At 39.4% G+C, this 21,280-nt stretch carries 22 protein-coding genes; 15 read left to right on the top strand and 7 right to left on the bottom strand.

All coding sequences use genetic code 11. The features are described 5' to 3' along the window. Nucleotides 1-15: 15 nt before the first annotated feature. From AB4J89_RS09790 to AB4J89_RS09770, 5 genes are read right to left on the bottom strand one after another with little or no spacing between them, the layout of a single operon-like run. Nucleotides 16-594: a TerD family protein gene (locus AB4J89_RS09790; protein WP_088494626.1), complete on the bottom strand. Its 579-nt coding sequence runs from the start codon at nt 592-594 to the stop codon at nt 16-18. 53 nt (nt 595-647) lie between these two features. Then, a complete protein-coding gene (locus AB4J89_RS09785) occupies nt 648-1,688 on the bottom strand; it encodes a TerC/Alx family metal homeostasis membrane protein (RefSeq protein WP_194951190.1) in 1,041 nt (346 codons plus the stop codon). 31 nt (nt 1,689-1,719) lie between these two features. Next, on the bottom strand, nt 1,720-2,175 hold the full coding sequence (locus tag AB4J89_RS09780; protein ID WP_088494624.1) for a tellurite resistance TerB family protein: 456 nt from the start codon (nt 2,173-2,175) through the stop codon (nt 1,720-1,722). A 25-nt stretch (nt 2,176-2,200) separates the two neighbouring features. Then, on the bottom strand, nt 2,201-3,373 hold the full coding sequence (locus AB4J89_RS09775; RefSeq protein ID WP_088494623.1) for a TerD family protein: 1,173 nt from the start codon (nt 3,371-3,373) through the stop codon (nt 2,201-2,203). Next, the gene (locus AB4J89_RS09770) at nt 3,374-3,958 is read right to left on the bottom strand and encodes a TerD family protein (protein WP_072064329.1); all 585 of its coding nucleotides are present in this window, start codon (nt 3,956-3,958) and stop codon (nt 3,374-3,376) included. A gap of 324 nt (nt 3,959-4,282) precedes the next feature. On the opposite strand from AB4J89_RS09770, the gene AB4J89_RS09765 reads away from it, so the two are divergent. The 12 genes from AB4J89_RS09765 (at nt 4,283) to AB4J89_RS09710 (ending at nt 16,693) form a co-directional block, all read left to right on the top strand. Further along, nucleotides 4,283-5,350 carry an ATP-grasp domain-containing protein gene (locus AB4J89_RS09765; RefSeq protein ID WP_088494622.1) on the top strand — a complete coding sequence of 356 codons (1,068 nt, stop codon included), beginning with the start codon at nt 4,283-4,285 and terminating at the stop codon, nt 5,348-5,350. 14 nt (nt 5,351-5,364) lie between these two features. Continuing rightward, complete coding sequence (locus AB4J89_RS09760) at nt 5,365-6,501, top strand: phosphoribosyltransferase domain-containing protein (protein ID WP_368469140.1); 1,137 nt, start codon at nt 5,365-5,367, stop codon at nt 6,499-6,501. After that, nucleotides 6,494-7,264 carry a hypothetical protein gene (locus AB4J89_RS09755; RefSeq protein ID WP_088494620.1) on the top strand — a complete coding sequence of 257 codons (771 nt, stop codon included), beginning with the start codon at nt 6,494-6,496 and terminating at the stop codon, nt 7,262-7,264. Before AB4J89_RS09760 ends, AB4J89_RS09755 begins: the two co-directional genes overlap by 8 nt. A gap of 2 nt (nt 7,265-7,266) precedes the next feature. Next, nucleotides 7,267-8,343: a cysteine protease StiP family protein gene (locus tag AB4J89_RS09750; protein ID WP_311755298.1), complete on the top strand. Its 1,077-nt coding sequence runs from the start codon at nt 7,267-7,269 to the stop codon at nt 8,341-8,343. Next, on the top strand, nt 8,343-9,287 hold the full coding sequence (locus AB4J89_RS09745; protein WP_088494618.1) for an HpcH/HpaI aldolase/citrate lyase family protein: 945 nt from the start codon (nt 8,343-8,345) through the stop codon (nt 9,285-9,287). The genes AB4J89_RS09750 and AB4J89_RS09745 overlap by 1 nt, the downstream gene beginning before the upstream one ends. Nucleotides 9,288-9,571: 284 nt before the next feature. Beyond that, nucleotides 9,572-10,063, top strand: coding sequence for a tellurium resistance protein TerW (locus AB4J89_RS09740; protein ID WP_311755297.1), 492 nt, complete (start codon nt 9,572-9,574; stop codon nt 10,061-10,063). Between the two features lie 525 nt (nt 10,064-10,588). Further along, the gene (locus tag AB4J89_RS09735) at nt 10,589-11,227 is read left to right on the top strand and encodes a VWA domain-containing protein (RefSeq protein ID WP_088494616.1); all 639 of its coding nucleotides are present in this window, start codon (nt 10,589-10,591) and stop codon (nt 11,225-11,227) included. A gap of 17 nt (nt 11,228-11,244) precedes the next feature. Then, nucleotides 11,245-11,886 (top strand): TerD family protein, encoded by a 642-nt coding sequence (locus tag AB4J89_RS09730; RefSeq protein WP_088494615.1) that lies wholly within the window; start codon nt 11,245-11,247, stop codon nt 11,884-11,886. Then, nucleotides 11,886-12,524, top strand: coding sequence for a VWA domain-containing protein (locus AB4J89_RS09725; RefSeq protein WP_075672662.1), 639 nt, complete (start codon nt 11,886-11,888; stop codon nt 12,522-12,524). The genes AB4J89_RS09730 and AB4J89_RS09725 overlap by 1 nt, the downstream gene beginning before the upstream one ends. Nucleotides 12,525-12,629: 105 nt before the next feature. Further along, nucleotides 12,630-13,670 (top strand): TerY-C metal binding domain-containing protein, encoded by a 1,041-nt coding sequence (locus AB4J89_RS09720; RefSeq protein ID WP_368469061.1) that lies wholly within the window; start codon nt 12,630-12,632, stop codon nt 13,668-13,670. Further along, nucleotides 13,670-15,166 (top strand): PP2C family serine/threonine-protein phosphatase, encoded by a 1,497-nt coding sequence (locus tag AB4J89_RS09715; protein ID WP_368469059.1) that lies wholly within the window; start codon nt 13,670-13,672, stop codon nt 15,164-15,166. Before AB4J89_RS09720 ends, AB4J89_RS09715 begins: the two co-directional genes overlap by 1 nt. 27 nt (nt 15,167-15,193) lie before the next feature. Beyond that, the gene (locus tag AB4J89_RS09710; protein ID WP_311755295.1) at nt 15,194-16,693 is read left to right on the top strand and encodes a lipopolysaccharide kinase InaA family protein; all 1,500 of its coding nucleotides are present in this window, start codon (nt 15,194-15,196) and stop codon (nt 16,691-16,693) included. A 63-nt stretch (nt 16,694-16,756) separates the two neighbouring features. Here AB4J89_RS09710 and AB4J89_RS09705 read toward each other — a convergent pair whose 3' ends face one another. Beyond that, a complete protein-coding gene (locus AB4J89_RS09705; protein ID WP_368469057.1) occupies nt 16,757-17,194 on the bottom strand; it encodes a TonB family protein in 438 nt (145 codons plus the stop codon). A gap of 256 nt (nt 17,195-17,450) precedes the next feature. Here AB4J89_RS09705 and aes point away from each other — a divergent pair, with 256 nt between their 5' ends. Further along, the gene (gene aes, locus AB4J89_RS09700) at nt 17,451-18,428 is read left to right on the top strand and encodes an acetyl esterase (RefSeq protein ID WP_368469055.1); all 978 of its coding nucleotides are present in this window, start codon (nt 17,451-17,453) and stop codon (nt 18,426-18,428) included. A gap of 20 nt (nt 18,429-18,448) precedes the next feature. On the opposite strand, the gene AB4J89_RS09695 is transcribed toward aes, so the two are convergent. Further along, nucleotides 18,449-19,162 (bottom strand): NUDIX domain-containing protein, encoded by a 714-nt coding sequence (locus tag AB4J89_RS09695; protein WP_088495987.1) that lies wholly within the window; start codon nt 19,160-19,162, stop codon nt 18,449-18,451. Between the two features lie 153 nt (nt 19,163-19,315). Here AB4J89_RS09695 and AB4J89_RS09690 point away from each other — a divergent pair, with 153 nt between their 5' ends. Next, nucleotides 19,316-20,335, top strand: a complete 1,020-nt coding sequence (locus AB4J89_RS09690) for an SPFH domain-containing protein (RefSeq protein WP_088494609.1) — start codon at nt 19,316-19,318, stop codon at nt 20,333-20,335. Next, nucleotides 20,335-21,279: a sugar kinase gene (locus AB4J89_RS09685; protein ID WP_088494608.1), complete on the top strand. Its 945-nt coding sequence runs from the start codon at nt 20,335-20,337 to the stop codon at nt 21,277-21,279. Before AB4J89_RS09690 ends, AB4J89_RS09685 begins: the two co-directional genes overlap by 1 nt. The last annotated feature ends 1 nt before the right edge of the window (nt 21,280 follow it).

Here is a 21,280-nt window from a genome sequence, read left to right as displayed (position 1 = left end):
CTTATAAATCGACTATCAAGAGGCATTAATACCGTATTGAGCACAAACTGAACCTAAACCACCCGCATAACCTTGACCAACAGCGCGGAATTTCCACTCCGTGTTATGGCGGTATAGCTCACCAAATAACATTGCTGTTTCTGTTGATGCATCTTCAGTTAAGTCATAACGAGCAACTTCAATTTGGTTGTCATCATTAACTAAACGAATAAATGCACCAGATACTTGGCCAAAGCTTTGGCGACGAGCTTGCGCATCATGGATAGTCACAACGAAGATAACCTTATCGACATCATTCGGGATCATGTCTAATTTGATTTTCAGCGCTTCATCATCACCATCGCCTTCACCAGTACGGTTGTCACCAGTGTGAACAACTGAGCCATCAGCAGATCTTAAGTTATTATAAAAAATGAAATCGGCATCGCTACGCACTTTTCCATTTGCAGCTAACAGAAATACAGACGCATCTAAGTCAAAATCTTGACCATCTGTAGAACGGGCATCCCAACCAAGTCCGACAAGGACGTTTTTCATCGTTGGGGCTGCTTTGCTCAGAGAGACATTACCACCTTTAGAAAGAGAAACGCTCATTTTATAACCTCTTTAGTTTTGTTTTTAATATTCTGATTTCTCAAGAATATTTATTAATTTGTCTTACCTTCATCATCTTTTTTCTCTGGGAATACAAAGCTTGCAATAATACCCAGAGCAAGAACACCTAGCACAACAAATAGGCTAGTTGTCGCGGAGATGCTGTATCCATGTTGCCAGATATGATCTGTTGCATTTAAACCCAGTTTTGCAGCAATAAAGAACAACAACACAATAACCGCTTTTTCAAGGTAAACCAGATACTGTTTTAACGCTTCTAACACGAAGTAAAGCGTACGTAAGCCTAAGATTGCAAACATCATTGCACTATAAACAATGAGGGGTTCACGGCTTACTGCGATAATAGCGGGAACCGAGTCGAAAGCAAACATCACATCAGAAAGCTCTACAACAGCGACACACAGCATAAGTGGTGTTGCATATAACGCGGCTTTTGTACCACGACCGATAGTAATTTCTTTGTTTTCTGGTTTTGCTAATTCAGCATCAACTTCTTTTTGTGTTAATACAAAAGCGTGTCCTGTGATTTTTGGCCATATAGGGAAAAATCGTTTAACTAAGCGATAAGCAAGATGTTGTGAATAATCTTCAATTTCTTCACTGTCATCACCGCTTTTCAGCATCATAACTGCCGTCCAAGCAACGATTAAGGCAAATACTACCTCAACATATGGTCCTAAACTTAACAGTCCTGTACCGATGGCAACAAAGATCCCACGGAAAACGATAGCACCGATGATACCCCAATAAAGAACGCGGTGACGGAAGCGGTCAGGTACAGCAAACCAAGAGAAAATCGCCATCATGACAAACAAGTTATCAACGGAAAGCACTTTCTCTAATGCATAACCTGTTACGAATAAGCTCGCAACTTCTGCACCATGGTGAATATAAAGGAATCCTGCGAATGCCATTGCAATAGCAACCCAGAATATAGACCAAAATATGGCATTCTTTAACGTTATCGGCTTATCTGCACGATGCATAAATAAGTCGATAAAAATAGCGCCAATCGCAAGTACAACAAAGACAATGACAGTTTCTGTCGGAAAACCAATATGTGTGGATACCATAATAATTCCTGAACGGTTCCCTATAAATTAATTACAAACCAAATTCTGCGGGCTCAAAGCCTAATGCAATGGCAATAGCACGCACCGCTTCTTTTTCATCATTGTCAAAATCACCATCACTTTTCGCAACAGCAATACCGACACGAATAGCTAATTGCGCAGCTTCTGGCTGATCTTTCATTGCCAGAATATACTTCATGGTTTCGCCTTTACCGACTTCAGTATCGAACTCGAAACTCAGGATTAGCTTATTAAAGAATTCGATAACTTCAGTAGTATCAAATACTTTAAGTTCATCCGATGCTTTTAAAAAACCAAGCATCTTCTGTTTTTCTTCAGAACTCACACCGTCACTGGCAATGGCGATACGCGCACAAACCGCAACAGTACCTTGCATAAATTTTTTATTTTTAAAGCGACCAACTTGCTTGGCTAACTCAGAACGGCTTGTATTAAAACCTTCTTTTAATTTGTTAAAAAAACTCATGTTATTTTTCCTTATATCAATTTGATCACTTAGAGCCCGCTGTCCAGCGAAACCCCCACCCGTAGGCATTATCCATATCACGGTGGCCTTTAAAAAACTCATTGAGACGTTCAACTTTTATTGATCCGTTCTCATTAACTAGTCGGGCAATCGCACACATGCCTCGACCATTATTACCATCAGTTAAGCGTGTTTCGATAGGTGGTTGATCAGGAACATGAATAGTGACCACACCATCAGTCTTGCTCCAATTCGGTACACCTTCATAAATAAACGCGAAAATCAGCACTTGCTTAATATTTTTCCATTCACGCCCATTCACAAAGATCCATTCACCACCAGCAACATCTCCTGTGCGGTCATCACCTTGCAATTCAACATAAGGAATACGATTAAAATCGCCAAACCCGTTTCCTAATGCTTGAATAACGGACTTATGCCCTTGTTGAAGTTCAACGAATGCACCGATATCTAGGTCGATACCTTTATTGCCGCCGAACAATCCGCCTAATAACCCAGAGCTCCCGCTTTTGCTTTCACGATGCCAATCAAGGTTGATTCGAATTTTACCGAAGTCATCTTTCTTCGTAAGGCTGATTGCTGGTTTCTCTTTGGTTAAAGAGACTTTACTTAAGTTCACCGAACTTGGCGCTGGCGTTGGAGCGGGTGCCGGTTTCGGTGCTGGTGCTGGTGCTGGAGCAGGATCTGCAATATCAACACCAAAATGTTCAGCGAGTGGTTTTAAACCCCCGTTAAACCCTTGGGCAATAAAGCGGAACTTCCAACTACCATTACGACGATACAATTCACCTAAAATTAATGCCGCTTCAGGACGGCCGTTAATATCAACATTACCGTTCGCCACCACTTCGTTATTAGCATCAACTTGAATCGATAATCGTTGTAAATTTGCGATAGTTTGTTGACCATCACAGGTCGCAGTAAACGCAATTTTTTCAACATCAGGATGCAAACGGGCTAAATCCACAGTAAAAGATGTGCTGTTTCCAGCTGTCGCATAAATAACGGTGCGATCATCATTGGCTGTCTGCCCATAAAACACCATATCGGTGTCGCCATTCACTTTACCTGACGCATAAAGTCTAAAAGCAGAAACATCAACAGGCGCGCCTGATTGAATTCTAACGATTAATGTTTGATTAGGAACCGGTAAGTTCCCACCTGGAGTCATATTCATTTATCGCACCACCGTAGCCACAATATCAGGCATCATGTCGTTAATAACACGGCCTTTACAAGGCGCACCAAACGCAGTGAAATCCCATTGACCATGATTACGTTGTAAAGAAGCAATCACGATACCTGTATGAGAGCCTTGCTCTGTTAAGGTATAACGCACTAGCTCTTTGTTAGTTGTTTTATCAACAACACGGCAGAACGCGTTTTCAACTTCATTGAATGTTTGCCCACGGAAACTGTTTACTGTGAATACCAAGTATTCAACATTTGTTGGTAAACGGTCTAAATCAACGAAAATTGTTTCATCATCGCCATCACCGTCACCTGTTAAGTTATCACCAGAGTGAATAACTGACTGACAACTTGATTTTAATTTTCTAAACCAAATGGTATCGATTTGATTGCCACTTGCGTCAAGCAATACGCAACTTGCATCTAAATCAATAGAACCACCACCACCAAAAAGACCGCCTAATAATCCTTTTTTCTTAATCGGATCCCAGCCCAAACCAAACATTAAATGGCTCAGTGTAGGTGCTTGTTTACTGAGAGAAACTGTTTGATTCTTGCTTAATGAAACCATAATTAAATTCCTTCAGAGGTAGAGTGAAACAATAACGCCATTTGTGATTAATTCCATATCATGAAAATCATCATATCATGATGAAGTACACGAGCAAGACTATTTTTCTTATTCAAACTTAAAGTTTTGTCAACCAATTGATATTAATGACATTTTTATTGTAATAAAATGTTAAAAACACAAGAAAATCATAATAATAACGCAATCAATCACCCATTTTTAAAATTAACTCAAATAAATCATATTATGATTGACACAGTTCTTCGAAATCTTCATGATTATAGGCATTGAACCCTACACTTTTATTTCACGGTATACAGAGTAATGAATAACACAATTTGGTTTATGGAAGGTTTATCATCACAACGCGATATAATTCAAAGTGTTAAAGACTTTGCAAAACAGCAGCACCAAGAGATCTTTGTGCTTGCATCTCATCGTCATACTCGAAATGAGATTTTATCGCTTGCTGATGGGGCTTTTTATGAACCTCTTGAAGAGACATTACGCTTAAAATTTATTGCTGATGTTGTAAAACAGCATCAAGTGAGAGTCATTCACACGGGGCGCAATAGCGCATGGTTTGAATTACACCGCCAAGAAATTGAGTCGTTAGGGGTAAAATTAACAACCGGAGCCACACAACTTGAGCAGCTTCAGTTAGCTGATAATAAAGTCGCCTTTGCACAAGCGATGGAACAATGTGGACTTCCTGCGGTACCTTCTATTTATATTGAATCGATCGATGAATTAGAAGCGCATATAAAAGAGCCTCCTTTTGGTGAAACTCCTTTATGCATCAAACCCGTAAAAGGGATTTATGGCATGGGTTTTTGGCGTTTTGATAATCAAGTTTCGCCGATGGCACTGTTTAATCACCCAGAAAATCGCCAAGTCAATCCTCAACAATATCTTGATGCATTAAAGGCAGTAGAACATTTTGAACCTTTAGTTTTAATGCCTTATTTACCGGGTCCAGAATACTCTGTGGATATGGTGGTTGAGCAAGGTAATGTTATTGCCGCTGTTGCTCGACGCAAAGAGGGTGCAATACAACATTTGGAAATTTCAGGCGAGGCTTATGAATTAGGTAAAGCGTGTGCAACGGCAATGAAAGCCGACGGGCTTGTGAATGTGCAGACTCGAAATAATCATCAAGGCAACCCGCTCTTACTTGAAATTAATATGCGCCCTTCTGGTGGTATTGGTTATACCCAACATTGTGGAATTAACCTTGCAGGTATTTTTGCTTTACGCCAATTAGGATTAATGAGTATTGAAGAGGCTCAAGCCCAAAATAACCATTTTACACCAACAAAAATACGCTCAATCACCGATTCTATTGTTTTCAATTCAACGTTAACAAACTTAATCAGTACGGATAATAATTAATAATGAAAAATAGTATGAGTGACTCATCCGTTTATCGTCGCCCTCTTTCTTGTGGCACATTAAGTGTGACGCCAAATTGCCCTATTGAGTTACTTGATGAATTATTTGATATTGCAGAAAGACGCAATCCTAAGCGTGCATTTTTATTTGTCAGTAAAGTATTGGGGCGTCATATCCCTGTTTCACCGAAAAAAATGCGTGAAACCTATCAAAAACTTGCCTGTCAATTTCCTGACTCACTTGAAGGCCCTGTTCTGTTTATTGGTATGGCAGAAACCGCAGTCGGTTTAGGTGCTGGCGTTTTTGATGAAGTGAGAAATCGCTATCAACAAGCTGTTTATTTAACATCAACACGTCATCCTGTTGATCAAGGTGAATTGTTGTGTGAGTTTAAAGAAAATCACAGCCATGCGACTGATCACTTACTCTATTTGCCTAAAACAGCAGAACAACGCCTGTGGGTACAACAAGCAAAAACTGTTGTATTAATTGATGATGAAGCCACTACGGGCAATACTTTTATTAACCTACTTTCAGCACTGCGTGAAGAAGGTGGATTAACCCACATTGAGCAAGTTATCGCTGTAACCTTAACCGATTGGAGTGGTGATTCTATCTCTGAGCGCTCCCCATTACCGATTAAGACCATCTCTTTAGTTCAAGGTAAATGGCAATGGGATGCCGATCCAAACGCGCCTTTACCTGTTATGCCTAATGTTAATATTACTGCATCAGGGCAAGTAGCGATCACCGGTAAACAGAGCTGGGGTCGATTAGGGATGACAACGCCGGCAAGCGATCTCGGTTTATCCATCAATGCTTCTTTGGGTGAAAAGATCCTTGTCTTAGGATCGGGAGAATTTGTCTGGGAACCGTTCTTATTAGCTGAACGCCTTGAAAAACAAGGTGCTATTGTAAAATATAGTTCAACAACCCGTTCACCTATTTCAACTAATTTTGCCATTCAATCAGCGATTACATTTACTGATAATTATGGTTTAGGTATTCCTAACTTCGTCTATAACGTAGCTCATCAACAATTTGATCGCATTTTGCTTTGTTGTGAAACACCAGCCGAAAGTATTGATCACCAACTGATTGAAGCCCTCAATAAAGTTGCCCCTATTGTTGAGGTAATCAGTTATGACTAAGCCCGTTATTTTAACTGATCTCGACGACACCTTATTTCAAACACGTCGTAAGATGGTCGATGAATTAGCGCTAGAACCCTATAAAACGGGTGCGCTCGATAGAAGCTTAGAACCTCGTAGCTTTATGACTCAAGAGCAAGCCATGCTTGTCGATTGGATGTTAGAGCACGCAGATTTAATTCCAGTTACTGCGCGCGGAACAGAAGAAATTAGCCGAGTCACCATTGCGTTTCATTCTTGGGCGATCACCACACACGGTGCAGTGATATTAACGCCTGAAGGCACAGCAGATGCGCAATGGCAAAGCCATATCACTCAAAGCTTAGCGACCTATACACAACGTTTGTTGACGCTACAACAATCAATTACGCAATTAATGGCGCAACGAAACATTGATGGTTGGGCACGTATTAACTATGAATACGATGATTTGCCTATTTATTTAGTCATGAAGCATAACGATAGCACTCGCTTAGACGAGCTATATGCCATAGGTGATGAAATAGAAAAAACATTTTCAACCGACGGTTTTTATATTCATCGCAACAGCAACAATATTGCTTGGTTACCCGAGCCTATCGAAAAAGGCAAAGCTGTCACCTATTTGCTCAATAAATTAAAAGCTGAGCGAGGTGTTTTCCCTGTAATTGGACTTGGCGACAGCCTTAGTGATCATCGCTTTATGAAATTATGTAGTTGGTATGGGCTTCCTCGTCAAAGCCAATTTGCAGATGCGATTAACACAAAAATTTTTGGAGAATAAACATGATGGATCATAAGCCGTTTTCTGGCTCTTATGTATCAGGAGATGTCGATTTCCTACTTCAACCGGTGAATATCGAAATGACGCCCGTTGAGTTAAAAGAAGAGCTGATACAGTCGGGTAAACGCCACTATTCTGACATGCTAAGTCAAGAGCCTGAGCCAACAACATGGCATTTAGATCTCTTTGAAAAAGCACTAGAAACAGGCGCTACACGCTTAGCAACTGAAGTCATAATGTTGGCTAAATCACTAATTGAACGCTTTGGTGATACCCCAATAATCCTAACAAGCCTTGTTCGTGCAGGTGTTCCTTTAGGCGTCATGTTGCAACAAACATTGCGTAAAATGGGAAAAACCTCTTATCACTACGGTATTAGTATTATTCGAGATAGGGGCATTGATAGCGAAGCACTTTCATGGATAGAACAACGCCACGGTACAGAGGGTATTGTTTTTGTTGATGGATGGACAGGAAAAGGCGCTATTACAGGTGAGCTTATTCGTTCGTTATCAGGACGAAAAGGCTATCCAGCTCAACCTCGTCTTGTCGTCCTTGCTGATCCTTGTGGCTGTGCATGGCTAAGTGCCAGCGATGAAGATTGGCTTATCCCCTTTGGGATCATGGGAGCCCCTGTTTCAGGTTTAATTTCACGTTCAATTTGGACTGAAAAAGGCTTTCACGGCTTTGTGGATTGCCAACATTTAAAACAGTATGAATGCAGTCGTTATCTTGTTGATACTGTTGGAAAAGTCGTTGATATATTAATCAACAACGAGATCCCACTAGCCACATTTAAAGAACAACAATCAGACTTAAAAAAGCTGAGCGAAAACGTCGTTAGTTCACTTGCAAACAAATATGATATTTCAAATATCAATCGTATAAAACCCGGTATTGCTGAAGCCACACGCGCTGTTTTACGCCGTGTACCTGACCATGTTCTTGTAAGAGAAATAGCCGATCCTGATGTTGCGTTACTGGTTTATCTTGCGCAAGAAAAAAATATTGCTGTTATTGAAGCAGGGCAAGCGCTTGGTCAATATCGTGCAGTGACTATCATTAAAAAGGTGAAATAATGATTGAACGATTATCCCCGTGGAATTTAGGGGCAACGCTTTATATGCCTGCAACACGAACAGATATTGCAACAACGATCATCGACCAGAAAATTGAAGGGTTACGCTCTTTAATTATCTGTTTAGAAGATGCCGTGAGTGATGCCGATATTCCTGTTGCATTAGAAAATTTGGCAGCGTTATTAAATACCTTAGCAGAACACAAAAAAAACAGTGATTGTAGCCATTGGCCACTGCTGTTTATTCGCCCTCGCCACACTGAAATGGGTCAATGGATCACTGAAAACCTTGATGTCAGTGCCATCGATGGTCTTGTTTTACCTAAGTTCACGCAAGCTTCTCTGCCAGTTTGGTGGAATATTATTGAAAATACACATTTATGTATGATGCCAACACTTGAAACAGAAGAAGTGTTTGATGTTATTCAAATGACAGAGCTTGCAAACCATCTGTTAACTCACCCTTGCCATAACAGAATTATTGCATTACGTATTGGTGGTAATGACTTAATGAATGTCATTTCTCTTAGACGCAATCGTCAATTAACACTTTATGATGGTCCAATGGGTTACGTAATAAAAATGCTGGTTGCTGTCTTTGGTGCTCGCCAATTCGCCCTTACTGCGCCTGTTTGTGAGCATATTGATGATCATCATATTATGGATAAAGAGCTGGCACTTGATATTGCCAATGGTCTTGTCGGTAAAACGGCAATCCATCCAAAGCAAATTCATAAGATTGAACAAGCGCTCATGGTATCTCAATCCGATCATTCAGATGCGTTGCGTATTTTAAATTCAACACAAGCAGTCTTTAAATCACAAGGTGCAATGTGTGAACCAGCAACACATCGTCGCTGGGCATTGAGTATTTTAACCAGAGCTAAAATTTATGGCATTATTCCTAACCAACAAAATAATGCTCAACGTTTTAACGCAACATAAAATACTCTATAACGAGCTGTAATCTCTATGAGATAAAATAATTATCTTATATTGATTTCGATTTATAAGTTTCTAGTTAAAGCATGTTATCTTTAACTAGAACTTATAAGAATAACGCGAAATTTTTTATTTAAAAAAGTGTATTTTTTTTATTTCAATTATTAATTTATACTACATTTAATAGGAAGCTTATTTTATTTATCCTTGTCAATACAGAACAAGAATAATAGAAATTATTGCTGAATATTTTGACACACAAATGACAGAATAAGTGGTAACTAAGCATGCAATTAAGCACTCGTCAGGTCAGAGTCTTTACACTGGCAACCCTTTTAAGCTCTGGAAAAAAGGTTCCAACCATTAAGATTATTTCTGCTCTTGAATGCTCAGAGCCTACGTTAACTCGTGTTTTAAAAGAGATAAGAGATTCTTATGGCGCTGAAATAAAATACAGCAAAGCCTCTCGCGCATATCAAATGACTGAACGAGGTCAACTCGATAGTAAAGCATTACGCCGTATGCGTGAGGCATTATCTGCCAGTGAAGATCTTCGTCATAATGGAATGACAAGCCGAGTTTATCTTGATAAAGATAAGAAAAAATCGGTTTCACTTTCATTAAAAATGTCAGCATTACGTAAGATTGATAGATTATCTTATTTAAATAATTCCACACGTAGTGAAGCTGTTGAATTATTAGTTGATCACTATATTGAAAATTTAATTCAATCAACACTCGAAGAAATAGCCGATAAAGAAAAAGAAAAAAAGAATTAAAAATAGATAATAAAAAGTGACTTGATACTTCTGTATCAAGTTATTTTTTATAAAATAATAAAAAATGAAAAAATATATAAAAACTTATTTAATAAGTTTGATTTATATATTTAATCTTACTCTTCTTCTATTTTAAGTTACGTTAAAAATAGAAATTATCAATATGCTAACAGATTGAATTAATTAATTTTTCATGGTTACTATTATTTTTAATTAAAACAAGGTATTTATACCTAGTCATTATTAGCTAATCATTTGGCATCTCTCTTATTGTGATACCACAATAAAAAACACTTCCTTTAATAAAATTAAATCACTCCGCCACTCAATTTTGGAGTAAAAGGCAGCCCAATTCCTCTTTTATTTTACTTTTCATGCGATCTTTATTCAGATTAATAATATTGGACAATCATCACTGCGTTTTTTCTCTAATTTAATTAAACTAAGCATTATCTCAATTGAACACCTTCATGAGTCGGTTAGTATATTAATCGCTTACTTCTACCTCACTCACAGGATAAATGCATGAGAAGATTGCCAGTTTACCTTTTACTTGATACATCGGGTTCTATGCATGGAGAACCTATTGCAGCAGTAAAAAATGGCGTTGAAATGCTCTTATCAACACTACGCCAAGATCCTTACGCATTAGAAACCGCTTACATTTCTATCATCACCTTTGATTCAACCGCACAACAGATTGTGCCACTCACTGATTTAATCAATTTTAAAGTACCTGATTTAGTCGCAAGTGGAACAACTGCATTAGGTTCAGCACTTACTTTAGTTTCTAGTCGTATTGAAAAAGAAGTACAAAAAACCACGGCTGAAACAAAAGGTGATTGGCGTCCATTGGTTTTTGTGATGACAGATGGTGCCCCAACAGACGATTGGAAAAAAGGCGTTGAGAAATTTAAAGCGGCACGCACGGGTGTTGTTATTGCGTGTGCGGCAGGACGAGCAGCACAAACTGATGTGCTCAAAAATATCACTGAAATTGTATTACAGCTAGATACTGCGGACTCCAATACGATTAAGTCATTCTTTAAGTGGGTTTCAGCCAGTATTTCTGTCGGTAGTCAAAAGGTCGATTTAACTAAGAAAGATATTAGTGATCTTGATGACTTACCACCGCCACCTCCTGAGGTTAACGTTGTACTTTAAATAAAAAAGGAATGAATATGTCGGTTAGTTTAAAAAAAGGACAAGGTGTTAGTTTAAAGAAAAATGAATATGACCTTTCCTCTGTCACTATCGGTTTAGGCTGGGATATCAACGAAGAAAAACGCGGATTCCTTGGTGGGCTTTTTGGTAAAAAAAGCGAAGAATACGATTTAGATGTTATCGCCTTCTTATGTGGCGAAAACGGTAAAGTAAACGATTTAGGCAAAATTGAAGGTGGGCAACCTTCCCTCGTCAATGGCGATATTATTTTCTTTAATAGCCTACAACATAAATCAGGACAGATTTGGTTAACTGGTGATAACAGAACGGGTGCAGGCGATGGAGACGATGAGCAGATCATCGTGAAATTAAACACACTTGATCCTAAGTTTACCAAAATTGTCTTTATTGTTCAGATTTACAATGGTCGAGAGCTACAACAACACTTCGGTAAAGTACAAAACGCCTTTATCCGCGCTGTTGATGCCAAAAATATAGAAATGGCTCGTTTTGATTTATCTGGAGGCGAAGCCTTTAACAACCAACGTTCAATGCTGTTTGCTGAATTAGTCAGAGAAGAGAATGGCTGGAAACTTAACGCCATTGGTGAGCCTTCAAGTTCAGATAGCTTTATTTCTTACTTAAAGGATTTCACCTAATGAGAAGACTTCCCGTTTACCTATTAATTGATACTTCTGGATCAATGAGAGGTGAATCTATTCATGCAGTTAACGTAGGGATACAAACAATGCTTAATGCATTGAGACAAGATCCTTACGCATTAGAAAGTGTGCATATCTCTATCATTACCTATGATAATGAGGCGCGTGAATTTATCCCATTAACCGCATTAGAGGATTTCCAATTCTCTGATATCACTGTACCTAGCTCTGGCGGTACTTTTACGGGTGCAGCACTGGAATGTTTAATCAAGTGTGTTGATCGTGATATTAAGCGCTCTGATGGTGACCAAAAAGGTGACTGGCGTCCTCTCGTCTTTTTAATGACCGATGGCACACCTTCTGATGCTTACGCCTATGGTGAAGCGATTAAAGAAGTGAAAAAACGTTCATTTGGTTCGATCATCGCTTGCGCTGTGGGTCCAAAAGCCAAACACGATCACCTTAAAGAGCTCACATCTCAAGTAGTGGCTTTAGAAACGCTAGACTCCAATGCCTTCTCTGGCTTTTTTAAATGGGTTTCTGCCAGTGTTGCATCTGGCAGTTCAAGTGCAGGCGTGAATACGGATAAAGATACCCTACCGCCACCACCTCCTGAAATCCAACTGGTACTGTGATCCGCAAAAGCAAAGCACTTCAAAAGGCTTTGCTTTTATTTTATTCAGGCTTTGGTTTATCCATCACAATACATAACAGCCACGATAAAGTGATAAGGTACAACAATGAGAAGGCTACCCATTTTCTTTGTTTTAGATTGTTCAGAATCGATGATCGGTGAAAACCTAAAAAAGATGAATGACGGTCTGACAACTATTATTAGCGATCTTAGGCGCGACCCGCACGCCCTTGAAACGGCTTATGTTTCTATTATTGCCTTTGCTGGCGTTGCAAAAACGATTGTTCCACTCACTGAAGTCGTCTCTTTTTATCCTCCCCAACTTCCATTAGGAGGAGGCACTTCATTAGGCAGTGCATTACGAGAACTTTCTCACCAAATCGACACTCAAGTAAGAAAAACCACCCTTGAGCAAAAAGGTGATTGGAAACCTGTCGTTTACCTTTTAACAGACGGCAGACCTACCGATGATTACGCACAAGAGATCAAGCGCTGGAAAGCTCACTACGCCAACAAAGTTAACTTAATTGCGATTGGATTAGGCTTAAGTGCAGACTTACATGTACTGTCACAATTAACTGAAAATGTACTGTTATTTACCGAAGCACAAGAAGGCGATTTTACTCGTTTTATTAAATGGATAACGATGTCAGTGGTTTCTCATAGCCGAAGTGTTGGCGAAGACCCACCACCACTTTTAAGTCAAACAGAACATATTGTTCGTCTTGCGAAAGATGATGTCGCGCGTGCTTATGATGAATCTTGTGTCACTTTTGTTGGTCGTTGTAGCCATACACGCTCACCTTATTTAATGAAATACGAACGCCCCCCCATGAAAGCTTCAGGGCTGAATTTTAATCTCAACCTTAATGGCTTTAACTTAACGGGTTGCTACACCTTAAATGAAGATTACTTTGCATGGAGTGATCTCAGCGCCACAGCATATCAAGTTAATACCAGTGAACTTCATGGCACACCGGGTTGCCCTTATTGTGGTAATGCCACTGCTTTTGCCGTTTGCCAATGTGGCAAATTGCTCTGTGTAAATGGCCCTGAAACCGTTATTTGCCCTTGGTGCGATAACAACATCACCTTTGGTGATAACAGCAACCAATCTGACTTTGATGTCACACGAGGTAAAGGCTAATGGATAAAAAAGCCCTACTCACAAAACTGATTATTGATGACACGCTGACACAACAGCGCATTCCGGTACATGAAGAGCTGGTTATTGCGCTGTATGAAGATGCAGAAATCGCTCAACACATTGATTTTATTATTGATAAAATCAATGCAAAAACGGCAGAAAAAATAACATCACAAGACAAAGCACAGCCTATTCTTCTGTTATTGCCACCAGCCCGCGATTTAGCCTCTGAAGAAACATCATTACCAGAAGAGAGCCCATTAAAACCGGGACAAATTCCAACACACTCATCGCCAATGCCAACAGAAAAACCGATTATTCAACGCCCTACGGCAAAAATTACTCTTTCTAATGCCAAAGTAGGTACAGCGTTTAACTCTACGCTCAATATAGAGCTAGATACCCTCGAAATTGCCGAAATTGAAGCAATTGATTTTCCTGAAGCACTTGGAATAAGCTTCGATCCTGAAAGTCGTTGCTTAGTGGGTATGCCGACAAAAAGTGGCAATTTCACATTGGTTGTCCATTGGTCTGTTAATGCTATTCGCTATCACAATGACGTCTTATTAATCATCAATCCTGATCCTCGTAGCTTATGGCAAATCAACGAGCCTCCCGCTGATAGCCCTTATCCCAAAGCGCATATAGATAGCAAACTTATTCTTGAAGAAGGCATTCGTATTGCAGGCGCAAGCCGTCGCGGTCGCTCTCATGAACATGCAGGCACATTCCGTGATGATGATTTTTACATTCACCACGATGATCAAAGCCAATGGAATATTTTAATTGTCGCGGACGGTGCGGGTAGTGCGCGCTATTCTCGTGAAGGCTCACGCATTGCTATCAATACCGTAAGCCACTATTTAAAATCACAGTTAAGTGAGGGAAATGAAGCATTTAAACCTCATCTTGCAGCCATCCATCAATGGAATGACAACAACGCCATTAATCAAGTGGGAAGCTTCTTTGCTCAACTCTTTCGTAATGCGGCGCAATTAGCGATTAATAACCTGAAAAACGAAGCCATTCATATTAATGAGCCGGTAAAATCTTTTTCGACTACGTTATTAGCCACGGTTTCTTTGCGTATCAATGATGAGTTATTTGCTGCCTCATTTTGGATGGGAGATGGTGCGATTGCGGCTTATGGTCCCGCAGGAAAAGTGCGCGTTTTAGGTATTCCTGATAGTGGTGAATATGCAGGGCAAACTCGTTTTCTTGATGATAGTGCGCTCAACGATACTGAGTTTAATCGACGCATTATTATTGGTAAGTGGAAAGAAATTTCACATCTTATTTTAATGACGGACGGGGTGTCTGATCCGGTATTTGAAACAGATAATGGCTTACAAGATCCCAATAAATGGGCTGCACTCATTGATGAAATATCGCCTTGTTTAGCTTCTCCTGAAAATGCAGATAAGGCATTGGCTGAATGGCTGAATTTCTTTTCAGCAGGCAATCACGATGACCGCACTCTGGTTGTGGCTTGGTAATCATAAAAGAGAGAATGGGTGAGTTTCATGGCAGAGATCATTACCTGTACAACGCAAAGTGGAAAAACAGTTCAGTACGTCAATGAAATTATTGGCTCTGGCTCAATGAAAGATGTCTATTTTTCCCCTGACCGAACCTATGTTGTTGCCTTTTATAAAACAAAACAGAATGCACAAGCCAAAGATAGAATCGATATGATAACAGGCTCTTATCGGCACAATATTTTTGAGCAAAGTGGCGGAGAATATTGGAAAAACCTCTTTTGCTGGCCAACAGATGTTGTCGAACATCAAGGCAAGATTGGGATTGTTGTTCCAACTTATCAATCCCACTTTTTCTTTAAATATGGATCTAAAAACAACGACTTTCTAGCGATAAAAGGTCGAGAAAAAGAAGGTAAATGGTTTGCTAGTGCCAACAACCAAAATAAATTTCTCGATCCTCGCGAAAGAGGCAATCTGTTAAATTATCTGAAAGTCTGTTTATTGCTCTCTCGTGCCGTGCGCCGAATGCATGCCGCTGGCTTATGCCATAGTGATTTAAGCTATAAAAACGTCCTTATCGATCCTGAGCAAGGTCATGCTTGTGTGATTGATATTGACGGTTTAGTCGTTCCCGGTAAATACCCACCTGATGTCGTGGGAACACCTGATTTTATTGCGCCAGAAGTGGTAAAAACTAGCCATTTACCGAAAGAAGATCCTAACCGTATCTTGCCAAGCATTACGACCGATAGGCACGCACTTGCAGTATTAATCTATATGTATCTGTTTTATCGTCATCCATTACGTGGCGGTAAAATTCACGATCTTGACGATGAGATGCGTGATGAAACATTGTCTATGGGTGAAAAAGCGCTGTTTATTGAGCATCCAACCGATCGTAGCAATGCGGTAAAATTGAATCAGGTAAAACCGTCATCTCTCCCTTGGGCTGATCCTGAAAAAATCCCATACACGATTATGGGACCGTACCTAACACCTCTTTTTGAAAGAGCCTTTATTTCAGGGTTACACGATCCTTCTCAACGCCCTACCGCAGATGAGTGGGAAACCGCTTTAGTTAAAACGGTAGATTTAGTTCAGCCTTGTCAAAATAAAGATTGTGAACAGCAATGGTATGTTTTTTCAGGAAAAACACATCCTGTTTGCCCTTATTGTCATACACCATATAAAGGACAATTACCGATTTTAAATCTTTATTCTTCACGTAAAGCGGGTAGCTTCAGACCTGACGATCACCGCTTAATGGTTTGGAGTAATCAATCACTCTTTCCTTGGCATGTTAATCGCCTTATTGCGCCTAATGAACGTACCACCGATGAACAGAAAAAACGTGTAGGTTATTTTGTTTATCACAATTCAACATGGTGGCTTGTTAATGAGCGTATTGATGGATTAATGGTATTACCAGAGAAAAAGCAGATAGCGATTGGCGATAAAATTGCACTAACAGATGGGTTGCAATTTGTATTATCGACAGAAGAAGGCGGGCGACTTGTTGTGGTGCAGTTAGTATCAAATTAATAAAGTAAGAGAATAATCTATTTAATTTATCGCGGGTTATTCTCTTTTTTCATGGTATTAAATTTAACCTTGAGCTCCAAGCTTAAATTTCATAACCAAATTTAAATCTTTTACTGGTTTTCCTGTTTCATAGCGCCATTGTTCCATAGCGTGAATAAGTGACAAACCAAAAACATCCACTAAAGGTGAATCTAGCATCCTAATATTTTGTACATGCCCATTTTCATCAACATCAAATTTCGCCTTTAGTTCACCTTCAATACCTTGAAAATAAGCTTTTACAGGATAATTAGGTAATGGACGTGATAAATTCTTAGGGTGATTTTTAAACGCTAGATTTAACTCATCTATTTCACTCTGAGTCAATTTCACTGGTTCACTAACTAACTTTGTTTTCAATAACAAATGAGATTGTTCATCTGGCTGCATTGGTTGAGTAGCACATCCACTTAATAAAATGGTACTGCAAAGCAAACTTAAAATAGCTAATTTTATTTTCATTTTTCGTTTCTAAAATAAGATTAAGTATAAAATACAATAACACATCTCATAATCATTTCTATTCTCAGATCTATATTTAGTTAAGAAAAACTGTGCAATTAATCCTATTTTAGCCATTTTATTTAAATTCAAGTTAGATCACATATTTACCTCTCTCCCTTTCCATTTAACGCTAACGTTCAATATTGGATATCAAGATCTCAGTTTATTAAGCCCCGTTATTTACAATACCCCACAGTGATAATTGGAGGCATGAATGAAAACTAAAAATAAAATCAATGTGCTAGAACTTATTTCGCCAGAGATGAAACAAGTTATGCAATTTTATGCAGATAATCCGCAATCAGCACCAGAAAATGATGGTTATCCATCAATGCGTCTTGCTTATAATCAAGATAGGCGTTATTGGAATGCAGATGCACCAGAGATGTTTAGCATACAAGATATTTCGGTGAGTACTTCTTATGGAAATGTATTAACACGTCTTTATAAACCCAAAGAAAAAACACCCGCAACACTCTATTATCTGCATGGCGGTGGTTTTATTTTAGGGAACCTAGATACTCACGATCGCATTATGCGGCTGCTTGCCTGCTATACCGGTTGTGCCGTTATTGGTATTGATTATTCACTGTCACCCGAAGCGCACTATCCTCAAGCTATTGATGAATCGGCACAGATTTGTCAGTATTATCATCAACATGCAAAACACTATGATATTAATACGCAACATATTGGTTTTGCGGGTGATTCGGCAGGTGCAATGTTGTCTCTTGCCACCGTATTGTGGCTACGCGATAAACAAATTTACTGTGGCAATATCAGTGCTGTTTTGCTTTGGTATGGATTATATGGCCTACGCGATTCCACCAGCCGTCGCCTTTATGGGGGAGAATGGGATGGATTGCGCCAACAAGATCTAGAAGAATATGATAATGCATATCTAACCGCACTTGGCAGTCGTGATGCACCTTATTATTGCTTATTTAATAACGATTTAACGCAAGATATTCCACCTTGCTTTATCGCCAGCGCACAATATGACCCACTTATTGATGATAGTGTGACGCTATTTAAAACCTTAGAAGCCCATCAATTAGCTTGTGAATATAAAATGTATCCAGGCACATTACATGCCTTTTTACACTACTCACGTATGATGAAAGTGGCTGATGACGCCATTCGAGATGGCGCTCGCTACTTTGTCAAACAACTGACTTTGTCAAACAACTAGCTTTGTAAAACGTCAGCCTATTAAAACTCAAGATTTCGAATAAAACGATAATCCGCAGACGCCTCTTTAAGTCGATACAGACTTGCAGGGCGTCCTCTTTCTGCTCGTTTTTCTCCAGTATCAATCAATAAGTCAGCTTGTTCGATGCGTCGTCTAAATGATTTTTTCTGGATCTCTTTACCAATCAAAATTTCATGAACATGTTGCAATTCTGGCAAGGTAAATACTTCTGGTAATGCAAACCCGGGAACAATCGAATAGAGTGATTTTTGCTTTAATCGCTCTCTCGCTTGGGCAATTAATTCATGATGATCAAACGCTAAGCTTTGTTGTGCAATCTCATCAATAGGGCACCACATCACCGAATCCACGGTATCGATATGTGCTTCACAGGCTTGATGTGCAATCAACGCGGTATAACAAACCGTCACCGACCAACCTCTTACATCACGCTGGCTATTTCCCACGGAACAGAGTTGCTCAATATAAGGGGGGATCACGCCCGTTTTCTCTTTTAATTTTCTTAGCACCGTATCTTCAAGGCATTTGTCTTTCACTTCATCGACAAATCCACCGGGTAAACCCCATTTTCCTTTTTCAGGATGCTCCCCTCTTTTTACCAACAACACTTTTAACTGCTCTTCATGATAAGTAAACAGTACGGCATCAACGGTGATCAGTGGAGATAGGAAATCACGACGGTTATAACTGGCTAAAAAATCTTGTTCATTCATGGCGTAAGCTTTATTAGAAAACGATGAAACTATTTTAAGCCTAAACAGCAAAAAATCAAATTTTGTCATAAAGACACTAAATCAGTTGACAAGCATAGTGTCGATAGGACACAATCCAGTTATTGTCATAAGGACACTAACTGGAGAGACACTATGTTTAACTTAAATTACTTTAAAGCTGATTCATCAACATTCATTATCAAATCCGTCAATGGTCGCGTTCGCCAACAAGGTAAAGGTTTGAGTTTTTGGTATAACTCAGCCACAACCTCTATTGCGGCATTACCTTTAAACGCGCAAGAAGCACCTTTTATTTTTAACTTTCAAACCTCAGACTTTCAGGGATTACGCATTCAAGGGCAAATCTCATTTCAGGTTAAAGCACCTGAAAAAGCCGCAGAAGTACTCAACTTTAACTTGAGCAAAAACGGCAAATCGTATGCCTCTGAAGATCCACTCAAACTCAGTGATCGTGTTGTACGTATTGCACAAACCTTAATTCAAGCAAAGATCCAAAGTACCCCACTTAGAGAAGCGTTATTACTTAGCCAATCACTAGTCACTTTGGTGATGGAACAATTAGTTGAACATCCATCATTAGAAGCATTAGGTATTGCGATTTTAGATGTCTCTATTGCGGCAATCACTCCATCACCCGAAACCTTAAAAGCACTTGAAGCTGAAGCGAGAGAATCCTTACTGAAAGAAGCCGATGATGCAATTTATGCCCGTCGTAAATTCTCAGTAGAACAAGAACGCACCATTAAAGAGGCTGAATTAGAAACCGATTTATCTGTTCAGCGTAAACGCCAAGAGATTGAAGAAGCACGTTTAGAAAACGAACGTACATTATTACGCGAACAAGCTGAGATTGAAAAAGAACGCCTTGAAGCCAAGGTTAATGCTGAAGCAAAACGCAAAGAACTGGTCGCATTAAGTGCTGAAAATCAGAGAACACAATCAGAAGCAGATGCTTATGCTATTGAAGCTACCATGCGTGCTTATCGTGAATTGCCAGTTGAAAATCTAAAAGCCATGGCACTAGCAAAAATGGACTCGCAGCAATTAATGGCAATGGCATTTGAAACCTTAGCGCTGAATTCAGGAAAAATCGGCGAGTTGAATATCACACCTGATTTATTTAGCCAATTTATGAAAAAAGGCAGTAAATAATGCAACGTAACGAAGATTTTCGCTTTGTGCTGGTGATGAGAAAAAGCCGCTTACAGGAATTAATTGAGCGCTTTAATACTTGGTCGCAAGCCAAATTCTATTTAGAACACAATAATGTTGAGGTAAAGGATTACCTCAATGAACACAATTTATATCAAAAGCAACTCACTGAAGCTGAGCTGATTTTAAAATCATTAGGACGATTTCAACTTTTAGAAAGGGGTTTATTACCCAGCTATCAATTCTCACCTCACGATATTGTGGTGGTAATTGGTCAAGATGGGCTTGTAGCTAATACGCTGAAATACCTTAATGGACAGCCCATCATTGCGATAAACCCTGATCCATCAAGATGGGATGGTAAATTATTACCCTTTGAAATAGGACAATTAAAAGAGACAGTCATCAATACCATTAATAAAAAAATGCCATTTAAAACGGTCACTTTTGCACAAGCGACAACCAATGATGGTCAATCCTTATTAGCGGTTAATGACTTATTTATTGGCCCTAAAAGCCACACTTCCGCACAGTATATTTTGCAATGGAATGGCGCTGAAGAAGTGCAATCTTCATCAGGTATTATTGTATCAACAGGACTGGGATCAACAGGATGGTTTCAATCTATTCTTGCTGGCGCGATGGCAATTACAGGAGAAGCTTCGCACCCTCTGTTACAAGGTTTTAGCTGGAGTGAACGAAAGCTACAATTTAGTGTAAGAGAGCCGTTTCCAAGTAGAACAACAGGTGTTGCATTGACTTTTGGCACTATTGAGCCTGATTCACCACTGCAATTAGGATCTTTGATGCCAGAGAATGGTGTGATTTTCTCTGATGGCATCGAAGATGACTATTTACAATTTAACGCAGGTTGCATTGCCCACATTAGTATCGCTGACATACAAGGGCAATTAATTAGCCAAAAAGGACGTCAGCGAATTTAAA

Origin of the sequence: Proteus sp. STS61-E (assembly GCF_040932335.1) — a bacterium.
GTDB classification, from domain to species: Bacteria; Pseudomonadota; Gammaproteobacteria; order Enterobacterales; family Enterobacteriaceae; genus Proteus; species Proteus mirabilis_B.
This window is presented reverse-complemented; position numbering and strand designations above follow the sequence as displayed.